General features: G+C 52.2%; 11 protein-coding genes. 4 read left to right on the forward strand and 7 right to left on the reverse strand.

Annotated elements, in window-relative coordinates; genetic code table 11:
- Positions 1-89: 89 nt before the first annotated feature.
- Positions 90-2,222 (reverse strand): glycoside hydrolase family 97 protein, encoded by a 2,133-nt coding sequence (locus tag E5354_RS07890; protein ID WP_135947102.1) that lies wholly within the window; start codon positions 2,220-2,222, stop codon positions 90-92.
- Between the two features lie 299 nt (positions 2,223-2,521).
- On the opposite strand from E5354_RS07890, the gene E5354_RS07895 reads away from it, so the two are divergent.
- The 4 genes from E5354_RS07895 to E5354_RS07910 are packed head-to-tail and all read left to right on the forward strand — an operon-like array spanning position 2,522 to position 7,493.
- Positions 2,522-4,015, forward strand: coding sequence for a TolC family protein (locus tag E5354_RS07895; RefSeq protein WP_135947103.1), 1,494 nt, complete (start codon positions 2,522-2,524; stop codon positions 4,013-4,015).
- A 9-nt stretch (positions 4,016-4,024) separates the two neighbouring features.
- Positions 4,025-5,053, forward strand: a complete 1,029-nt coding sequence (locus tag E5354_RS07900; protein WP_135947105.1) for an HlyD family secretion protein — start codon at positions 4,025-4,027, stop codon at positions 5,051-5,053.
- A gap of 42 nt (positions 5,054-5,095) precedes the next feature.
- Positions 5,096-6,268 carry an ABC transporter permease gene (locus tag E5354_RS07905; protein ID WP_135947107.1) on the forward strand — a complete coding sequence of 391 codons (1,173 nt, stop codon included), beginning with the start codon at positions 5,096-5,098 and terminating at the stop codon, positions 6,266-6,268.
- A gap of 4 nt (positions 6,269-6,272) precedes the next feature.
- Positions 6,273-7,493, forward strand: coding sequence for an ABC transporter permease (locus E5354_RS07910; protein WP_168353853.1), 1,221 nt, complete (start codon positions 6,273-6,275; stop codon positions 7,491-7,493).
- On the opposite strand, the gene E5354_RS07915 is transcribed toward E5354_RS07910, so the two are convergent.
- From E5354_RS07915 to metK, 6 genes are all read right to left on the reverse strand, one after another.
- Complete coding sequence (locus tag E5354_RS07915; RefSeq protein WP_135947111.1) at positions 7,481-9,778, reverse strand: inorganic phosphate transporter; 2,298 nt, start codon at positions 9,776-9,778, stop codon at positions 7,481-7,483. The genes E5354_RS07910 and E5354_RS07915 overlap by 13 nt on opposite strands.
- Positions 9,779-9,881: 103 nt before the next feature.
- On the reverse strand, positions 9,882-11,276 hold the full coding sequence (locus tag E5354_RS07920) for a sensor histidine kinase (protein ID WP_135947113.1): 1,395 nt from the start codon (positions 11,274-11,276) through the stop codon (positions 9,882-9,884).
- Complete coding sequence (locus E5354_RS07925; protein WP_135947115.1) at positions 11,257-11,922, reverse strand: response regulator transcription factor; 666 nt, start codon at positions 11,920-11,922, stop codon at positions 11,257-11,259. The genes E5354_RS07920 and E5354_RS07925 overlap by 20 nt, the downstream gene beginning before the upstream one ends.
- A 142-nt stretch (positions 11,923-12,064) precedes the next feature.
- A complete protein-coding gene (locus E5354_RS07930) occupies positions 12,065-15,142 on the reverse strand; it encodes a glycoside hydrolase family 2 TIM barrel-domain containing protein (RefSeq protein WP_135947117.1) in 3,078 nt (1,025 codons plus the stop codon).
- Positions 15,143-15,329: 187 nt separating this feature from the next.
- Positions 15,330-17,402 carry a SurA N-terminal domain-containing protein gene (locus tag E5354_RS07935; RefSeq protein WP_135947119.1) on the reverse strand — a complete coding sequence of 691 codons (2,073 nt, stop codon included), beginning with the start codon at positions 17,400-17,402 and terminating at the stop codon, positions 15,330-15,332.
- Positions 17,403-17,554: 152 nt separating this feature from the next.
- Positions 17,555-18,841 (reverse strand): methionine adenosyltransferase, encoded by a 1,287-nt coding sequence (metK, locus tag E5354_RS07940; protein ID WP_135947120.1) that lies wholly within the window; start codon positions 18,839-18,841, stop codon positions 17,555-17,557.
- Positions 18,842-19,107 lie beyond the last annotated feature (266 nt).

The following is a 19,107-nucleotide window of genomic DNA, read 5'->3' on the forward strand; positions in this document are numbered from 1 at the left end:
TAAAAAAAATAAAAATAAATTTAGTAAAGTGCAAGGTGGATGGAATGTAACAGCAGGGGCTGCGGCGTAAACTGATTACGCCGCAGCCCCTATGTGTGGATTATAGCAATTGTTGCTGTTTGCAGTTCCATGATCGAGATGGCAAAACCTCCGCCCGAGGCCATCATCACGGGCAGGATGTCGCTTGATGTCACGGTGCGTGATGTTATCACGTAGGCTTCAGGGTTGGTCACGCAGTCGGCATCGGGAGCATCGGCATATATTGTTGCCTTGTACTGCTTTCCGGGAGTGAGGAAGTCGAGTTTAAGGTCGAATGTGCGCGACTGCTCGTTGGTAACGCCGCCTACAAACCAATTGCCGCTGTTCTTGTCCTTGCGTGCGGCGATTATGAATTCGCCGGGCTCGGCGTCGATGTATCGGCTTTCGCTCCAGTCGACGGGCACATCCTTTATGAATTGGAAGGCATCCATCTTCTCGGCATAGTGCTCGGGAAGGTCGGCCGCCATCTGTAGCGGAGAGTACATCGTGACATAGAGTGCGAGCTGATTGGCCACGGTGGCGCGTTTGTGCTCCTTGCTGCCGGGAACAAATGAGCCTATGTCCATGCGGAATATACCGGGAGTGAAGTCCATAGGACCGCCTTTAAGTCGTGTGAACGGCAGAATCGTCACGTGTCCCGGTGACATGTTGCGGTACTCGGTGCCCATTGCGCTTTCATTTCCGATTAGGTTGGGATAGGTGCGGGCAAGTCCGGTGGGACGCACGGCTTCGTGTGCGTTGACCATGATGTGCTTGTCGGCGGCTTTCTTCACGGCGTTGAGGTAGTGGTTGACCGACGACTGGCTGTAGTGGGTTTCACCTTTTGGAAGTATATTGCCCACATATCCGCTCTTCACCGAGTTGTAGCCATACTTGTTCATGAGGTCGTAGGCTTTGTCGAGGTGACGCTCGTAGTTGGGTATGGAGCCTGATGTTTCATGGTGCATCATCAGCTTTATGCCCTTGGAGTGGGCGTAGTCGTTAAGGGCGGCTATGTCGAAGTCGGGGTAGGGGGTCACGAAGTCAAACACGAAGTCCTTTTCCTTTCCGAGCCAGTCCTCCCAACCGATGTTCCAACCTTCGATGAGGAGCTGATCCATGCCGTTGTCGGCGGCGAAATCGATATATCGTCTTACATTCTCGTTGTTGGCACCGTGATGTCCGTTGGGATTTGCCTTTGAGTAGTCAAATGTCGCGAGATCGAAGTTTTCGGCGTTACAGTAGGCCCACGAGCTCTTGCCGGTGATCATCTCCCACCACACTCCCATGTATTTTACGGGCTTTATCCACGATGTGTCGTCGAGAGCGCAGGGCTCGTTGAGGTTGTAAATGATGTTGGAGGCGAGTATTTCGGTAGCTTTGTCCGACACCATGATTACGCGCCACGGAGTGCTGAACGGAGTGTTGATTACACCCTTGTCGCCGTTACGGTCAGGAGTAAGCCATGAAGTGAACGTGAGGGTTGCTTCGTCGAGGTTGAGGTGCATTGCGGGATAGTCGACAAGAGCTGCCTCGTGGATGTTGATGTAGGTTCCCGAGTCGCTCTTGAGCATGAGCGATGTCTGCACGCCGGTAGGAGAGAATATCGACTGCGACACGTTGCCCATGTGATTGTCCTCGGAGTGTGCGCGTATTTCGCTAAGGCGTGATTTTATATATTCGTATTCCTGAGTGTCGTAGTCACCAGGAATCCACCATGCGGTGTAGTCACCACCCATTGCCATATCGGTTTTTTCGTCCTTAATGGTGAAATGCTTCAGCGATGCCTGTTCGGGGAATACGTAACGGAATCCGATGCCGTCGTTGTAGGCACGGAACACTATGTTCATTTTGCGTGACTCGCCGTCGATGTGCTGCGTCATGTCGACGGTCATCGAGTTGTAGTTGTCGCTAATCCTGTCGTTCTCGCCCCATACGGGAGTCCAGGTTGTGTTGCTTGACGAGCGGTCGACCTTGTCGACTGTGAATCCTGTGGTCAATGGTGCGGCATCCTTAAGCTCAAATCCCATTGTCGATGGAGCCACAATCACCTCTCCTTTATAGGTCATTGAGTAGACGGGTTGCTGCGTGGCGTTAAGGTCAAATGTCACTACTGTGTTTCCATCGGGCGATGACAATACTTCCTTGGCATTGACGCACTGCATCGAAGCCAAGGCAATAAGAATCGGGTATAATCGGTTCATATCCTTGTGAATGAATAAAAATGAATTAATTATGCTATATATTGCAACTATTTAGAATAACACTTGATACAAAAATAGTAAAAAAGTTGAAAATAAAAGAGTGTTAAGCCCGTACAATGCCTTATGCGGTAATAATATATTGCAACATGAAGTTTCAATCGGAGAAATTGACCAATTATTAATGAAAATGGGCGGAATTTTGAGAAATTGATACAAACTTTTTACTGACAAATTAGGTTATATTTGCAACGGGATTTCTCCTTAAAAATGAATTTAAAATAAAAAACGAGGGTATATTTATGCGACTATCTATTTTTAGATACATTCTATGCTCCACAATCATTGCACTTCCCGCGCTATCGGCAAGTGCTCAGGAGCCGCCGTCAAGTTCATCGGTGGTGACGCTTGACTCATGTCGTGCAATGGCGGTGGCCAACAACAAGCAGATGCGCATTCAGGCCGAGCGCATCAAGGCCGCCGGGTATCAGAAGAAAGAGGCTTTTGCCGCTTATCTTCCATCGATAGACTTTGCCGGGGGATATACCTATAACCAGAAGGACATATCGATTTTTGATTCCGACCAGTTTCTCCCCGTAAAGAATTTCGACATGACCACCCAGCAGTATGAGTACAGTCTTGTGACCAATCCTGAAACGGGAATGCCCATAAAGGGCCCCGACGGACAGTATGTGCCTTCATCGGTGGCTTATCTTCCCAAGGAGGCCATGACTTACGACATACACAATGTGTTTTTCGGAGCCGTGACATTGACGCAGCCTGTGTATATGGGCGGCAAGATAGTGGCCATGAACAAGATTACGAAGTATGCCGAGGAGCTTGCCCGCTCGCTTCATGACAGCGGAGCCGAGGACATCATATATGCCGTCGACGCTGCATACTGGCAGGTGGTGTCGCTGAAGTCGAAGTATGAACTGGCCACAAGCTATGTAGCGTTGCTTGACACGCTTCACCGCAATGTCAAGGCGATGGTGGATGCCGGTGTGGCCACCAAGAGCGACTTGCTGACGGTTGATGTGAAGCTCAATGCCGCCAATGTCGATCTTGTAAAGGTGGATAACGGCCTGGTGCTGTCGCGCATGGCTCTCGCACAGTTGTGCGGACTTCCGGTGAACACCGTGATGACCCTCGAGGACGAGAACAAGGAGCGTCCCGATGTTGAGCCTATAGCCACGATGTATGACATGGGCGAGGTATATGCCCGCCGTCAGGATCTTCACGCCCTTGAACTCGGTGTTAAGATAAAGGAGCAGCAAAGCAAGGTGGCGCTGTCGTCGATGCTTCCAAATGTGGCTTTGATCGGAGCCTATTCATTCTCCAACCCCAACATGTACGACGGATTCAAGAAAAATTTCAACGGAGCATTCTCCATTGGAGCCGTAGTGACTATACCTATATGGCACTGGGGCGGGAATTACAATAAATATAAGGCGGCAAAAAGCGAGGTCAATGTGATGAAGCTTCAGCTTGAGGATGCCAAGGAGATGATAGAACTTCAGGTGAGCCAGGCCGCTTTCAAGGCCCGTGAAGCCATGAAGACCTACACAATGACGAGCTCCAATCTTGAAAAAGCCAATGAGAATCTTCGTCAGGCCGAGCTTGGCTTTAAGGAGGGAATGCTCACCGTCGACAATGTGATGGAGGCCCAGACCGCTTGGCTGAAGGCCAACTCCGAGAACGTGGACGCTGAAATAGATGTGAACCTGTGCAGAGTGTATCTGTCGAAGGTGCTCGGAACAATGGATTATCAACAATATTACGATACTGAAAAATAGCAACTCAATATGGCAAACGTAGAACAACAACCAACCACTCAATTGCAGACGAAGAAAGAGGGCGCTCTTGTGGGTACGCTTATAGTCGTTGTCGTCGCAGTTGCATTATTGGCTTTGATAGGATTCTTATTCCTGAAGCCCAAATCGGAAATAATCGAAGGTCAGGCCGAGGCTACCTCGGTGCGTATATCGGGCAAGCTCCCGGGCCGTGTCCTTGAGTTTTATGTGCAGGAGGGTCAGGATGTTAAAGCCGGTGACACGCTGGTGCACATCCACTCGTCGCTCGCCGAAGCCAAGCTCTATCAAGCCGAGGCATTGAAGGATGCCGCATCGGCCCAGAACCGCAAGATAGACGCCGGTACACGCTCGCAGATAATCCAGAGCGCCTATGACCTGTGGCAGCAGGCGATAGCCGCACGCAATATTGCGGAAAAGACCTACAATCGCATGGAATCGCTGTTTAAGCAGGATGTGGTGTCGGCTCAGAAACGCGATGAGGCCGAAGCCGCCTACAAGGCAGCCGTTGCAGGCGAAAACGCTGCCCGGAGCCAGTATCAGATGGCCAAGGAAGGCGCCCAGCGCGAGGACAAGGAGAGCGCATCGGCCATGGTCGATGTTGCCAAGGGAGGGATAATGGAGGTTGAGGCGTTGCTTCAGGACCAGTATCTGACCGCTCCCGCCAACGGACAGATAGATATAATCTATCCTCACGAAGGTGAGCTTGTGGCCCTCGGCGCTCCGGTGATGAACCTGTTGAAGTTGTCGGACAAGTGGGTTACGTTCAATGTGCGTGAGGAGATGCTCAAAAATCTTCCCATAGGCAAGGAAATCGACATCATGATACCCGCGCTCGACAATAAGAAGACAAAGGCTAAGGTTTACTACGTGCGTGACATGGGCACCTACGCCGTGTGGCGTTCGACCAAGGCTACCGGTGACTGGGACAGCCGTACATTCCAGATCAAGGCCCGTCCGGTCGAGGATATTCCCGAACTTCGTCCCGGCATGTCGATAATATATCTTCAGCCTGAGAAGTAGAAAAAGCAATATAATTGTCAACCCTTTAATAAGTAAAAGAAGATGTCAGGTTCATGGTCGATAGTGAAGAGAGCGTTAGCCGAAGGAGTGCGTCAGCTTGCGCGGAGGCCCATCTACATCATAGTAATGGTGTTGGTGCCTATAGGCATGAGCTTCTTTTTCCTTGACTTGATGAACAAAGGGTTGCCTTTGCAGTCGCCTACGGCGGTTGTGGACCTCGACAACACTCCGTTGTCGCGCCGGGTTGTGCGTAATCTCGACACTTCGGAGCTTGTCGATATCCAATACCGTCCTTCGAGCTACGGCGATGCGATGAAGCTACTGAAGGAGGGTACGGTCTACGGATTCTTCATGATTCCGCGCAATTTCCAGACCGATGCCGAGGGTGGTCGTCCGACGACCATAACCTACTACTGCAACATGGCCTATTTCATTCCGGGCACACTGTCGTTCAAGGGATTCAAGACAACGGCCGTGTCGACATCGGGAGCCATTGCCATGACCACGCTCGTGAGTGCAGGTGTCGACGGCGAGCTGGTCAACAATCTGTTGCAGCCGGTGGTGACGCAGGAACACCCCATAGGCAATCCATGGCTTAACTATTCGATATATCTGAGCAACTCATTCCTGCCGTGCCTTCTTCAGCTTATAATATTCCAGATAACGGCGTTCTCCATACTACAGGAGATCAAGCTCGGTACATCAATAAAGTGGGTGAACGATGCAGGACAATCGATTGTCATAGCTCTCTTCGGCAAGCTGATGCCGCAGTTCATCATATTCACTTCGGTGGGTCTTGCCATGCAGTCGCTCATTTATTTCTACTGGGGATTCCCGCTGAACGGGAATGTGTGGAGCATGATATGGGCCATGGTGCTGCTGGTGATTGCTTCACAGGCGTTTGCGCTGATGATAACAAGCCTGATACCCAACCTGAGGTTCGCATTGTCGATTCTGTCGCTTGTGGGCATCCTGTCGTTCTCGATAGCTGCCTTCTCATTCCCTGTCGAGAGCATGTATCCGGCGGTGGGCATATTCTCCTACATAGTTCCTATACGTTATTACTTCCTCATATATATAAATGTGGCGCTTAACGGCTATGAGGTGTACTATTGCCGATGGGACTATATCGTGCTGATACTTTTCGCGCTTGCCCCGATGGGCCTTTTGTGGAAGCTTAAGAAGAACTCGTTGAATCCCGTATATGTTCCTTAGTGTTATGAAAATGATTAGTGACATAAAATATTGGTTCAGGAGTCTGTTCAAAGTCTGGGTCAACGAGTACAAGCTTGTTGGCAAGGACTTGGGCGTGATGTTGTTTTTCTTTGCATTGCCATTGATGTATCCGATAGTTTACACACTCATTTACAATCCCGAGGTGGTTGAGAATGTGGCCATGGTGGTTGTCGACAACAGCCGCACCGCCGAGAGCCGCCAACTCGTGAGAATGATAAACGCATCGCAATACACCGAGGTGGTGGACTATGCCATCGACCTTAATGAAGCCCGGACGATGATGAAGGAGCGCAAGTGTTACGGAATACTTGTGATTCCCGAAGATTATGCTCGCCGTCTGGGTCGCAACGAGCAGGCTGTGCTGCCTATATATTGCGACATGAGCCTTATGCTGCGCTACAGGAGCATAATGTTTGCAATGACCGATATATCGCTCCAGCTTGGCAGTGACATACGCACCGAGGATATAAACGACTCGCCTGTCGCTTTCATGGCCGATGCCGTGGGGACGACTGTGGGAACCGATGCATTTTTCGAGGGCGATACATCGCAGGGCTTTGCATCGTTCATCATGCCCGGTGTCATAATACTGATTATCCAGCAGAGCCTTATACTGGGTGTGCTGATGCTTAACGGCGGTGCCAGTGAGCGTCGCAGGCGTAACGGCGGATATGACCCGCTGACAATCGAGGCTCCCACATCGGCACGCCTTATAGGCCGCGCCATTTGCCTGATGACCATCTACATTCCCATGAGCGTGTATGTGCTTCATTATATCCCGTTGATGTTTGAACTGCCTCATATAGGCAGCATGATCGACTATCTCGCGCTCATGTTGCCGATGTTGCTTGCCTCGATATTCCTGGCCGACATCATGCAGCCGCTTGTCACCGAGCGTGAAAGCTCGATGCTTGTGTGGGTGTTCACATCGGTTCTGTTCCTATTTGTTTCGGGACTTACTTGGCCGCGTTACGCAATGAACGACTTATGGCTCACGATAAGCAGCCTCGTGCCGTCGTCATGGGGAGTACAGGGATTCCTTGCCATCGATGTGAACGGCTGTAAGCTGGGCGACATACCCACGATTTACCTTATGCTGTGGGCGCTGACGGTGGCTTACTTCATAATAGCGGTAATAGTAGACCGGCGATGCCGACTGCGCGACATACGCCGGTACTCTAAGCCCCGTTATCAGGAGCGTTGAGGCTCCAATGATTGGGGGTGGGTGAAGCTGCGGTAGTGGGCGAGGGGCAGATTCAGCTTGCCCGATGCTCTCAGCAGCTTGCGCAGTGACGAGATGATTTCACGCGACTCCTGCAGGACGTTAAGGTAGACATAGGCCACCGTGAGGTTGGCGGCATCGCCTTCGCGCAGATGCAGGTAGACATCCTTGGAGCGCAGTGACAGCTCATCCTTTATCCGGTCGCAGCGGCGGCGTATGCGGTCGATTGCCTCGGGATCATCGTTGTCGATTGCCGCAATGGAGTCGTTGAACACTTCTATAATCTGCTTGCACAACGGGTTGAAACGGTCACGGAAAGAGTCGGGCAGCGGACGGAAGTTGTTGTCGACATGCTCCTTGCACACTTCAGTTATGTGAAGCAGGTTGTAGAGGATGGCCATCTCCATGTTGTTGGACAGGTGAAACCATGTACTCTTCTCGATAGCGGTGTCGGGAGCAACGTTACGCAGGCACAGCGTCATTTTGCGACGCGTCGACTTCAAGACATCCTTTTCAGTGGACAGTGACTTGGAGGTGCGTGACAGAAGCTTTGCATTGTCGTTGACAAATCCCGATGTTATGTCGCTGTAGGCTTCCGAAGCAAATTGCAGAAACGACTTCTGCTTGTCGTTGATGTAGATGCGCAGCAGTCGCCACACCTCGTTGCGGTCGGTTGTGTTCAGTATCGTCTGGAAAAGGGTGTCGTCCTTGCCCTCCTTGGCTTTGTTGCGGAATCGAATGTTGCTGCGCACGAGAAGCACGAGCGCTATGATGCCTCCGGCAATCATTACGGGTACGCCTCCGAGGTGCATGAGGCACACTACGATTCCGGCTCCGATGAATGCGACACCTGCGGTTATGAACCAACCGCCGATTACCGAGATGACACCCGTTATGCGGAACACCGCGCTCTCGCGTCCCCAGGCCTTGTCGGCGAGCGATGTGCCCATTGCCACCATGAACGTAACGAATGTGGTAGAGAGTGGAAGCTTCATCGATGTACCCCAGGCAATCAGCATTCCGGCGATCATCAGGTTTACGGCACCGCGCACGAGGTCGAATGCCGCACCCTCCTCGGGCTGGGACTTTGACGAGTCAAGACGGCGGCTCATGACGCGCTTCAGGCCTTGAGGCAGGCGGTCGTCAATCCATGAGAATGTGTTTATGGCACCGCGCACAAGCGAGCGTCCGAGGCGTGACGAGCCAAACATCTCGTCGCCTTGGCTTTGTGAGCTTAATCCGACGGTTGTCTGCGTCACCTGACGGGCCTTCTTGGAGGTGGTAAGCGATACTACCATTATCATTCCTGCACCCACGAGGAAGTAGAGCGGTGTATTGGCCGAGCTGTTGAGGCTGTCCATCATGAATCCGTGGAGATTGCCGCCTCCCGAGCTCATGTAGTCATTGTAGGAGTCGAGCGAGGTGAGCGGTATGCCTATGAAGTTGACAAGGTCGTTGCCGGCAAATGCCATTGCAAGAGAGAATGTTCCCAGCAACACCACCACTTTAAGCACGTTGACATGACACCAGTGCAGAATCTGCATTATAACGGTGAAGGCCGCGAATGAAATCAGAAGAATCAATGCGGTGTTGGAGTCGATCCATGTCTTAAGCTCAGGAGTCATGAACGATAGATCCTTGATGCCCTTCAGGAGCATGAAGTAGACGATGGCAGTGCAGGCGAGGGCGCCAAACAGGGCGATTTTCCATTTAAGACGACTCTTATACTCAAACGTGAATACCAATCGAGTCAAGAACTGGACTATCGTGCCGAAAATGAAGGCTATGGCAACCGACAGGAATATACCGATGATTACCGACAGAGCTTTCTCGGTGTTGAGCAGGTCGCCCATAGCGAGAGTACTTTCGGGAGCCATGATTTTAAACAGTGCGACGACAAATGTAGCTCCAAGCAGCTCAAACACCATCGATACGGTGGTCGATGTGGGCATCCCGAGGGAGTTGAATATGTCGAGCAATATTATGTCGGTTACCATCACGGCCATGAATATGGTTATGACATCGTAGAATGAGAGATTCTCAGGCCGGAATATGCCGTGACGGGCTACATCCATCATGCCGTTGCTCATGGCGGCTCCGATGAACACACCCGATGCGGCGACGATCATTACTGTCTTGAAGCTTGCGGCTTTTGAGCCGATTGATGAGGTGAGGAAATTGACAGCATCGTTGCTTACACCTACCGAAAGGTCAAATACGGCAAGTAAGAACAGGAAGATTACGACACCTAAAAATAGCAGATCCATAATTTCTTGAATTTATAATGTGCATTTTGTGATTGACACACAAAATTCAAGAAATCATGTTGCATAAATATGTCCGAATTGTTGAGTTTTTGTTAACCGAATGCTAATGTAAGCGAAAACGGAACTGCAATCCGCCGTTATTGGTGACGCTTATGTCGGAGCCGTGGATTCCTACTGCGTTACGCACGATCGACAGTCCTAGTCCGGTGCCTCCGGCTCCGCGTGACCTGCCCTTGTCGATGCGGTAGAATCGCTCGAAGATGTGGGGCAGATGCTCGTCGGGCACTCCGCATCCGTTGTCGCTGACGGTAAAATTGCCTTCGGAGTCGGCCTTGATGACGATTTCACTGCCGCCGCTGTAGGAGATTGCGTTGTCGATGAGGTTGCGGAATATCGATTCAAGCAGTTGACGGTTGCCGCTGATTTTCAGCTGAGGCATGTCGACGGTTATGTTCATCGATGTGCGCAGTCGCTCCTCGGTCACTACATCGTTGACAAGTTCGGCGAGGTCGACGGGTGCTTTCTCAATCATCTCCTCGCCCTCGTCCATGCGCGTTATGGCGGCGACATCCTTCAGCAGTGAGTTGAGCCGCTGTGCGTTGGCGAAGATGCGGTCGTTCAGTTCGCGCTTTTTCTCCTCCGGCAACATTTCGGGATGGTCGCGCAGCAGTTCAAGGCACACGAGAATCGAGGCTACAGGGGTCTTCAGTTCATGGTTGATGTTGTTGGTAAGCTGCTTCTTAAGGCGTATCTTGTCCTTTTCCTGCCGCAATGCTTCGCGATGCTGCTCGTCACGCTGGATATATAGTCGCACGATGTGACTTGCAATGCTGCCAAGCTCGTCGTGAGGAAATGCTTCGTCATTGTATATGCGCTCACCTTTTTCAGCTTTCTCGGCAAACAGGTTGAGGCGGCGTATGCTCAGCGATATCTTGTGTGACGCTACATAGCTTGCGAGGCTTAGCACTATTGCAAAGGCAATCATTATCCACAGGATGGAGCTGTCGGCTTTAAGCACTTCCTGAAGAGAATGGGTGTAGGGAGCGGCCGAGCGTATGACGATGCCGTCGTCGCCCCGCATCGCCGAGTAGAAGTAACTGCAGTTGTCGCTGACCGAATAGCGTGACACCGAATGTCCGATTCCCGACTTGCGGGCCTCGATAACTTCAGGACGGCTGTTGTGATCGCCCGACGGGAAGGGAGTGCTGTCGTTGTTGTCAAAGATGACATTTCCGTCGTTGTCGATTAATGATATGCGCAGATTGTCGAGCGGCGACCCGATGTGATCGATTATACTGTCGACAGGCACTCCGCGGGCTATGTCGTCGAGAATGCGGCGATTGTGCATCTGCAACTCGCAGTCGAGCAGTTGCTCCTTGAAGGCTTTTTCACGGCGGTACTGAAATACCATGAACGTGCCCACAAGCAGCCAGCTCATGGTGAGTACAAGCAACAGCACGCGTGAATGGAACGAGAATCTAATCCTGTTTCCAGCCATATCCGTAGCCTGAGCGTGTGATTATGTTGCCTCCGTAGGGGGCTATCTTGCCGCGAATGCGCGTGACATGGACATCGATTGAGCGGTCGACGACAATGACCTGCTCGGGCCACACTTTCTTCAGGATCTCTTCGCGCGAGAATATGCGGCCGGGATTTTCTAAAAACAGGGCGAGAATCTCAAACTCCTTGCGCGGCAGCTTCACCGGCACGCCGTCGACGGTGCAGACCAAAGAGGCTCTGTCGCACACCACTCCGTGACCTGACTTGGGCATGGTGCGGCGGAGCACGGCCTGAATGCGGGCTATCACGTTGCGTATGGAGTAGGGCTTGGCGATGTAGTCGTCGCCTATGCTCAGGCCGTCGACCATGTCGTCAACGGAGTCGCGGGCGGTTAGGAATATTATCGGAATATCGGTTGTCGAAGGGTTGCGTTTAAGCAAATCGGCCAACTCAAGACCGCTCATGCCGTCCATCATGATGTCGAGCAGCAGCAGATTGAATGATGACAGGTCGAGCCGCAACGCCTCCTCAGCACTTGATGCGGTGGTGACATCGTAACCCTCAAACTCAAGATAGGTGCGCAGACACTCGCAAAGAGTTTCTTCATCGTCAACTATCAGTATTCTTGCTCGTTTAGCGTTCATACGACAAATATACATCAAATTGCGGGATAAATTTCGATAACGCACAAACTTAATGAAAACTTAATAAAAGCGGAGGCCCCCGGTGAGGGAGCCTCCGTTATTTAGAGCGTGACGCACGGAGCGTCGATGCGATTCAATTCAATCAATCGAGTGCTACGTTGCCTTTAACCGGGGTGATGGTGTAGGTGAACTTGTAGTCACCGTAGGGCAGCATGTACTCGGCACGGGGGAGAGCACCCCAGCTGTTGACGCAACCAAGACCCATCTGCTTGAGGTCAATGCAGAGGTTGGTGAGGTCGGCTACGGGAACCTGAGGCATGTGACCCTGCATCTTGTTCTCGCCTTCATCGAGCGACTCGATGGTGTAGTGGAGAGCCGATGCCGAGAAGGGCTCGGCCGCCGTCACCTCGATGCCGTTGCCTGCGGGATTGAGCACGCGCCACCAACGGAGGTCGGTGCGTGTTCCTGTTTCCTGCGGACGGATATAATTGTAGGGCTGCTCGGTAACGGTCTGGCGGTATATGCCGAGGTTGGTGCAGTTATTGCGGTCGATGTAGTTCTCGCCGGGGCCGCGTCCGTAGTATTCAACGGTTTCAAATGAAGCAGGCATAGGCATCTGCATACCGAAGCGGAAGAGGTTGGCAACCTTGGCATCCTTCGTGGCCGTCATGTCCTCGTTGACTGTTACGACACCGTTTCCGTCGACTGTGTAGACGAGCTTCAGCGTTGCTTTAACCGAAGGCATGTCGTAGTCGGCTGTAATCACGGCGCAACCGTCTTTGATTTCAGAGTTGAGAGCGGTGAGCTTGATTTCGGGGTTGAGCCATGCGCGGTATCTGCGCTGAAGGCCTGCACCGTAGTCGTTGTCGGTGGGTGCGCGCCAGAAGTTGGGAGTGATTGAGGCACCGTCCTTCAACATCGATGTTCCGCCCACTTCATAACGGTTGATGTAACCGGTGGCTTTGTCTACGACCAGCGAGAAGTCGAGTCCGTTAACGACGAGGCTCTTGGCGTTGTCGTCGATTTTGGTGACGGCGGGAGCCGATGCCCTTACTATTGAAGATGCGTAGGGGCGAAGAACAATCTGCTCCTGTGCCACAACAAATCCGGCGGGGAGAAGTCCCTCGCGTTCCTTGGTCGAGTAGTCGATATTGAGCAGCCACTCGCCGGTAGAGCCGATGGGGCCGTAGTTGATGGCGTATTCGCGTGACTTCTGGGGAGCTACATCGAGATTCTCGATAACGCCTGTCTTAACGGGCACGCCGTTGTGGAGGAGTGTCCAGTTGAGGGTAACGTAGCTGAGGTCGCGGAAGAAGTTTTCGTTGAATATGCTTACCTTGCCCTCGCCTGCAGCTGAGGTGAGGATGTTCTGCTGGATGCGTGCCACTTCGTAGGCGTGAGGATTGGGAATGCGGTCGGGGCTTATAAGACCGTTGTCGCAGAAATTCTGGTCGCTGGCATCGTAGTCGTTGAAGTCGCCTCCATAGGCCCAGATGGTAGTTCCGTTCTTGTCCTTCCAACGGATTGACTGGTCAACGAAGTCCCAGATGTAACCGCCCTGATATTTGGGATATTTGCGGATGAGATCCCAATATTCCTTGAATCCGCCCTGCGAGTTACCCATTGCGTGAGCATATTCGCACTGGATGAGCGGCTTATTGTAGTTGTCGTTCTGGGAGTATCTCTCGGAGTGCTCGTAGGGGTAGTACATGGGGCAGAAGATGTCGGTCTTGCCGTCGATGCGGGCCTGCTCATACTGAACGGGGCGGCTGTTGTCCATGGCTTTAACCATGTCGTAGGCGGCTTCAAAGTTGGGGCCGTAACCTGCCTCGTTGCCAAGCGACCACACGATGATGCTCGGGTGGTTGAAGTTGCGCTGTACGTGACGCTGGTTGCGCTCAAGGTGAGCCTTTGCGTAGGCGGGGTTCTTGGCGAGCGTTTCTTTATCGTAGCCCATTCCGTGGGACTCGATATTGGCCTCGGCTACTACGTATATACCGTACTTGTCGCAGAGGTCATACCACAATGCGTCGTCGGGGTAGTGACATGTGCGCACAGCGTTGATGTTGAGCTCCTTCATGAGCTGGATGTCCTGAAGCATGCGGTCGAGCGACACAACATAACCTCCGTCGGGGTCGAGTTCGTGACGGTCGGCACCCTTGAAGAGAACGGGCTGTCCGTTGACAAGGAGCTGTGAGTTCTTGATTTCAATCTTGCGGAAACCTACATTTACGGGAATGACCTCAAGGGTCTTGCCGTTTTTGGAGAATGTGGCGCGCAAAGTATAGAGGTTGGGAATTTCGGCACTCCACTTCAGCGGATTGGGGATGTCGAGAGTGCGCTTAACATTTCCCTTGGCGTTGTTGATTGTTTCGGCCTTGATAACCTTGTTGTCGGCATTGAGGAGCTCGAGGGTTATGTTGCCGCTGCCCTTCACATCGATGTCGACACCGAGTTTACCGTCGCGATAGTCATCGGTGAGGTCGGCATTCACGCGGATGTCCTGAATGCGGTTCTTGGAACGTGCATAGAGATAGCTGTCGCGGGCGAGTCCGCTGAAACGGAAGAAGTCCTGGTCCTCAAGGTAGGTTCCGTCGCACCAACGGAAAATCTGGAATGTGATGAGGTTCTTCTGTCCGGGACGGATATAGGGTGTTATGTCAAATTCATTTTCAAGCTTGCTGTCCTCGCCATAGCCTACATACTTTCCGTTTACCCAAAGCGAGATGTTGGAAGTTGCCGAGCCGAAGTGGGCGATTACATCCTTGCCTTTCCAGTCGGCGGGGATTTCGATCTCCTTACGGTAGGTTCCCACATGGTTGTCCTTTTCAGGTACCTGAGGGGGATTGTTCTTGAAATGATTGCGCCAGGCATATCCGGTGTTCACATAGATGGGATCGCCGTATCCGTTAAGCTCCCACATTCCGGGTACATTGATTTGTCCCCATGATGAATCGTCGTAGTTGACTTTCCAGAAATCGGTAGGGCGCTTGTCGGCATCGGCTACCCAGTTGAATTTCCATTTGCCGTTGAGCGACACGTAGTTGTCGCTTGATGCTTTGTCACCGTTGGAATCCTCGACCGATTCAAACGCAAAGTAGGATGAATGCATCGGAGCACGATTCACGGCATTGACTTCAGGGTCGAGCCATTCAGGCGTTTTTGCTCCCGCCGCGAGAGCAACCGCAGCGAGAAGGCACGTAGCTGTGATTTTTTTCATTGGTGGAATAATCTGTTAATAATAATTGGATATATTTTCACAAATATAGTCAAAAAAAGTGACATAAACGGTTGTGATGCGGTATATTGTTAAATAACCTGCCACAAAACATAAAAACAGGGCCGCCGAATCGTAATGATTCATCGGCGGCCCGAAAAAGTTGGGAATAATTTATCAGATTATCCGATTATTCAGTGTAGAACTTGAGGGTGTTGTTCTCGACGGGGTTGTTGTTCATCAAGATGCCGATTACGTTGCCGAGCACGGCCTGTGCGCCGAGCTGCTGGCTGTAGCGGGCTGCATTCTCCTCGTAGTTGTAGGGGCGTGATTCGTTGTCAACACCGTAAACCTGGTAAACGTACACACCGTTGGTGCCCTTTACGGGACCTACGACAGCACCTTCCTTGCTGACGGGAACCTGACCGAGAAGCTCCGACTCGGTAACACCGATGCCGGGGATGAACATCTGACCGAATGTGACATCGGTAGAATCAACCGATGAGTTCATGAGTGCTGCGTAGCCGGCAACATCGTTGGCCTTGCCTGCATACTCGGCAATGAGTCCGGCAGCCTTCTTGTTGTTGCGTGCGCGCTCGGCAAGAGCGAGGCGGATGTCCTCGTCGTCGGCAGGCAGATAACCGGGCTTGATGATGTCGTTAAGTGCGACAACGATGAGCTTGTCGTTCTGTCCGTCCTCGAGGATGGGAGAAATCTGTCCTTCCTTTGCATCCATAACCCACTTCACAGCGTTGCGGGTGTAGGGCACGTTGCCGAGCATTGAGCTGTTGGCGGTGACCATTGCGGGCTGGAGGGTATAGCCTGCCGAGAGAGCTCTTGTTACGGTGAGTGAATCGGCGCTGGTTACACCGGCCATGAAGTTTTCAAGATCGGAGTTGAGCTTTGCGATTGTTTCGTCGGAGGGATATACCTTATAGGTTACTGTTGCGAAGTCGTAGATGTTGACGGGAGCGCGCTTGGTGTTAACGCGGATGATGCGAGCGTCGGTTCCCATCGAGTCGGCGATGAAGTAGTTGCTTCCTGCATTGAGGAGGCGATCCTTGACTTCATTGTCGGGGGCTGAAGCGAGGGTTTGCCAGATATCGGCCTGTCCGCCTGCCACGCCGGGACGCTTGAGGGCTTCTTCGAAAGCGAGGCCCGAGTTGAGGGCTGTGAGCAGAGAGTCGCGTGATGCGGCATCGCCCTGGAATGCTATTACATCGACGTTGATCGAGTCAATGGCGTTCTTTGAACCGATGAGCTTCACGATAGTGAATTCGTCGTTGATGAACGAGAGCATCTTTACATCGCCGGGAGCTGCAGTGGTGACGAACTCACGGAGCTGCGGGTTGGTGATTGACGATGCGGCAGCCGAGTTGCGGTCAACGCCGAAGTTGGAGTCACCGTTAATTGCGTCAACGGCGGGAGTTGCGCTGAGGCGTGAGATTGTGGTGTCGACGAGCACTCGTCCCTGATTGATGTCGGCCTGTGAAGGAGCGATGTTTACGGCGATGAAGTGAGCGCGACGGGTTTCGTCGTTCACCTTGAAGCTGTTTTTCTCCTTGTTGTACTCGTCACGGATGTCGGCGCTTGTCACCTCATACTGGTCGTTGGGGACATCGGCGTAGTTCTTGTGAGCGTAGATTATGTGGCTTGTCGAAGCGTTGCTGTCGTAGAATGCCTTTGCGTCGAGGTCGTTGGCAACGATTGACGAAGCAAGGAGATACTGCAGCTTCTGCTGCTTGAGCATTTCGGCCATCTGATGTTCCTGATTGAGCCAAAGAGCCTGAATCTGCTGAGCCTGATCGGCGGGAACATTGTATTTTGTGGGGTTGAACGCTACATCGTAAAGCTGGTCGGGCGACTGGAATCCCATCTGCTGTGCAAACTGAATCATTGCATAGTGGGCGTTGGGACCGAGCATAGCCTTTGACAGCTCGTTGTCGGTAACCTCGATGCCGAGATCTTCGATTTCCTTGTTGATCAGTCGCTCCTGAATCATCTGGTTGAGGACATATTGCTGCAGTGCGGCAGGGTCCATCTTAGTGTTCTGCTGCTGGTACTGCTGGTTTACTTCCTCGTAGCGGCGCTGAAATTCCTGAATGTCGATTTTTTCATTACCTACCTTTGCGATAGTGGTGCCGGTGCCGAAGAGTGTGCGTCCCGAAGTGAAGAAGTCACCGATGATGAACGCGAGCAAAGCGGCTCCGACGACGATGAGTAGCAGTGTTGATTTACTGCGGATTTTTTCAAGTGTTGCCATTTATTGTTTTACGTTATTTTAATTTTTCAATGATAATGACTGAGCGATTTTACGCCCCGGCTCTCGCCGAATAGGGTAAAATCGCACAAAGATACTAAAATAATTCAATAGCATCGTCACTAAGTCAACATTTTATGCAATGTCGAGGATGATTATAGGCCAAATTCGTTGCGTATTGCGTCAACAGCATCGAGTTTTTCCCATGTGAAGAGCTCCACCTCTATGGTTTTGGTGGGTTCATACTTTGAAATGAACGTTTTGGTCACGGTGCGGGGTTCGCGTCCCATGTGGCCGAACGAGGCGGTTTCCTGATAGATGGGGTTGCGCAGTTTCAGGCGCTTTTCGATGGCGTGGGGACGCATGTCAAACAGCTTGGACACGTGCTGCGATATTTCGGCGTCGGTCATGTCGACATTGGCGGTTCCGCGGGTGTTGACATAGAGGCTTACGGGCTGTGCCACACCGATGGCGTAGGCAACCTGGACGAGGGCTTCGCGAGCCACGCCGGCGGCAACGAGATTCTTGGCGATGTGACGGGCCGCATAGGCTGCCGAACGGTCGACCTTGGAGGGGTCCTTGCCCGAGAAGGCACCGCCTCCGTGGGCTCCGCGTCCGCCGTAGGTGTCGACGATTATCTTGCGTCCGGTGAGTCCGGTGTCGCCGTGGGGGCCTCCGATTACGAATTTGCCGGTGGGGTTGACATGGAGTATCAGCTTGTCGTCGAAAAGAGCCTTGACGCTGTCGGGGAGCTTGGCTTTCACGCGGGGGAGAAGTATGTCGCGGACATCGGTGCGTATCTTCTCGAGCATCATTTCATCGGCTTTTTCCTGCGACTCGGCATCTTCGGCCGGGATGAACTCGTCGTGCTGAGTGGAGATGACGATAGTGTGGATGCGCACCGGAGTGCCGTCGGGCGAGTATTCGATTGTCACCTGGCTCTTTGAGTCGGGACGGAGGTAGGGCATCAGCTCGCCTTCGCGGCGTATTGCCGAGAGCTCGCGCAGCAGTGTGTGGCTGAGGTCGAGCGACAAGGGCATATAGTTGGGGGTTTCGTTGCAGGCGTAGCCGAACATCATGCCTTGGTCGCCGGCTCCCTGCTCCTGCTCGTCGGCGCGTTCCACACCTCGGTTGATGTCGGCGCTCTGCTCGTGGAGGGCCGAGAATACTCCGCAAGCGTTGCCGTCAAACTTCAGCTCGCTGCGGTCGTAGCCTATTTCGTTAATCACGCGTCGAGTCACATCCATCAGATCGATGTAGGCTTTGCTCTTGACTTCGCCGGCAACGACTACCTGTCCGGTGGTTACAAGAGTTTCGCAGGCCACCTTTGAGTCGGGGTCATGAGCGAGAAATTCGTCGAGTATTGCGTCGGAGATTTGGTCGGCGACTTTGTCGGGGTGTCCTTCCGACACCGATTCCGAAGTGAAAAGATAATTGGTCATAGCTTAGTATTGCAGTTTAATTTGGTCAAAAAATAAAAATCCCCGTATCGACCTTGGTCGGGACGGAGTAAAAAACACTAAGCCGTTTTTATGATTTTAGAGCATTTTGCGGTTTTAGCATTTTTTACGGTGGTTGCAAGCAGCCAAATTTTTCCACCCGAATAAGGTTGTCACTAAAGGACGGTGCAAAGATAATACATTTTATTGATATAACTGCAATGTATTGCATCAATTAACAATTGATGTGTTACGATAACGGGGATAAC

The sequence above is a fragment of the Muribaculum sp. NM65_B17 genome, assembly GCF_004793735.1.
GTDB lineage: Bacteria > Bacteroidota > Bacteroidia > Bacteroidales > Muribaculaceae > Muribaculum > Muribaculum gordoncarteri.

Coding starts and splice junctions, on each gene's coding strand:
- E5354_RS07900 (WP_135947105.1), top strand. CDS start 4,025: ATGGCAAACGTAGAACAACAACCAACCACTCAATTGCAGACGAAGAAA.
- metK (WP_135947120.1), bottom strand. CDS start 18,841: ATGACCAATTATCTTTTCACTTCGGAATCGGTGTCGGAAGGACACCCC.
- E5354_RS07895 (WP_135947103.1), top strand. CDS start 2,522: ATGCGACTATCTATTTTTAGATACATTCTATGCTCCACAATCATTGCA.
- E5354_RS07910 (WP_168353853.1), top strand. CDS start 6,273: ATGAAAATGATTAGTGACATAAAATATTGGTTCAGGAGTCTGTTCAAA.
- E5354_RS07890 (WP_135947102.1), bottom strand. CDS start 2,222: ATGAACCGATTATACCCGATTCTTATTGCCTTGGCTTCGATGCAGTGC.
- E5354_RS07925 (WP_135947115.1), bottom strand. CDS start 11,922: ATGAACGCTAAACGAGCAAGAATACTGATAGTTGACGATGAAGAAACT.
- E5354_RS07935 (WP_135947119.1), bottom strand. CDS start 17,402: ATGGCAACACTTGAAAAAATCCGCAGTAAATCAACACTGCTACTCATC.
- E5354_RS07905 (WP_135947107.1), top strand. CDS start 5,096: ATGTCAGGTTCATGGTCGATAGTGAAGAGAGCGTTAGCCGAAGGAGTG.
- E5354_RS07920 (WP_135947113.1), bottom strand. CDS start 11,276: ATGGCTGGAAACAGGATTAGATTCTCGTTCCATTCACGCGTGCTGTTG.
- E5354_RS07915 (WP_135947111.1), bottom strand. CDS start 9,778: ATGGATCTGCTATTTTTAGGTGTCGTAATCTTCCTGTTCTTACTTGCC.
- E5354_RS07930 (WP_135947117.1), bottom strand. CDS start 15,142: ATGAAAAAAATCACAGCTACGTGCCTTCTCGCTGCGGTTGCTCTCGCG.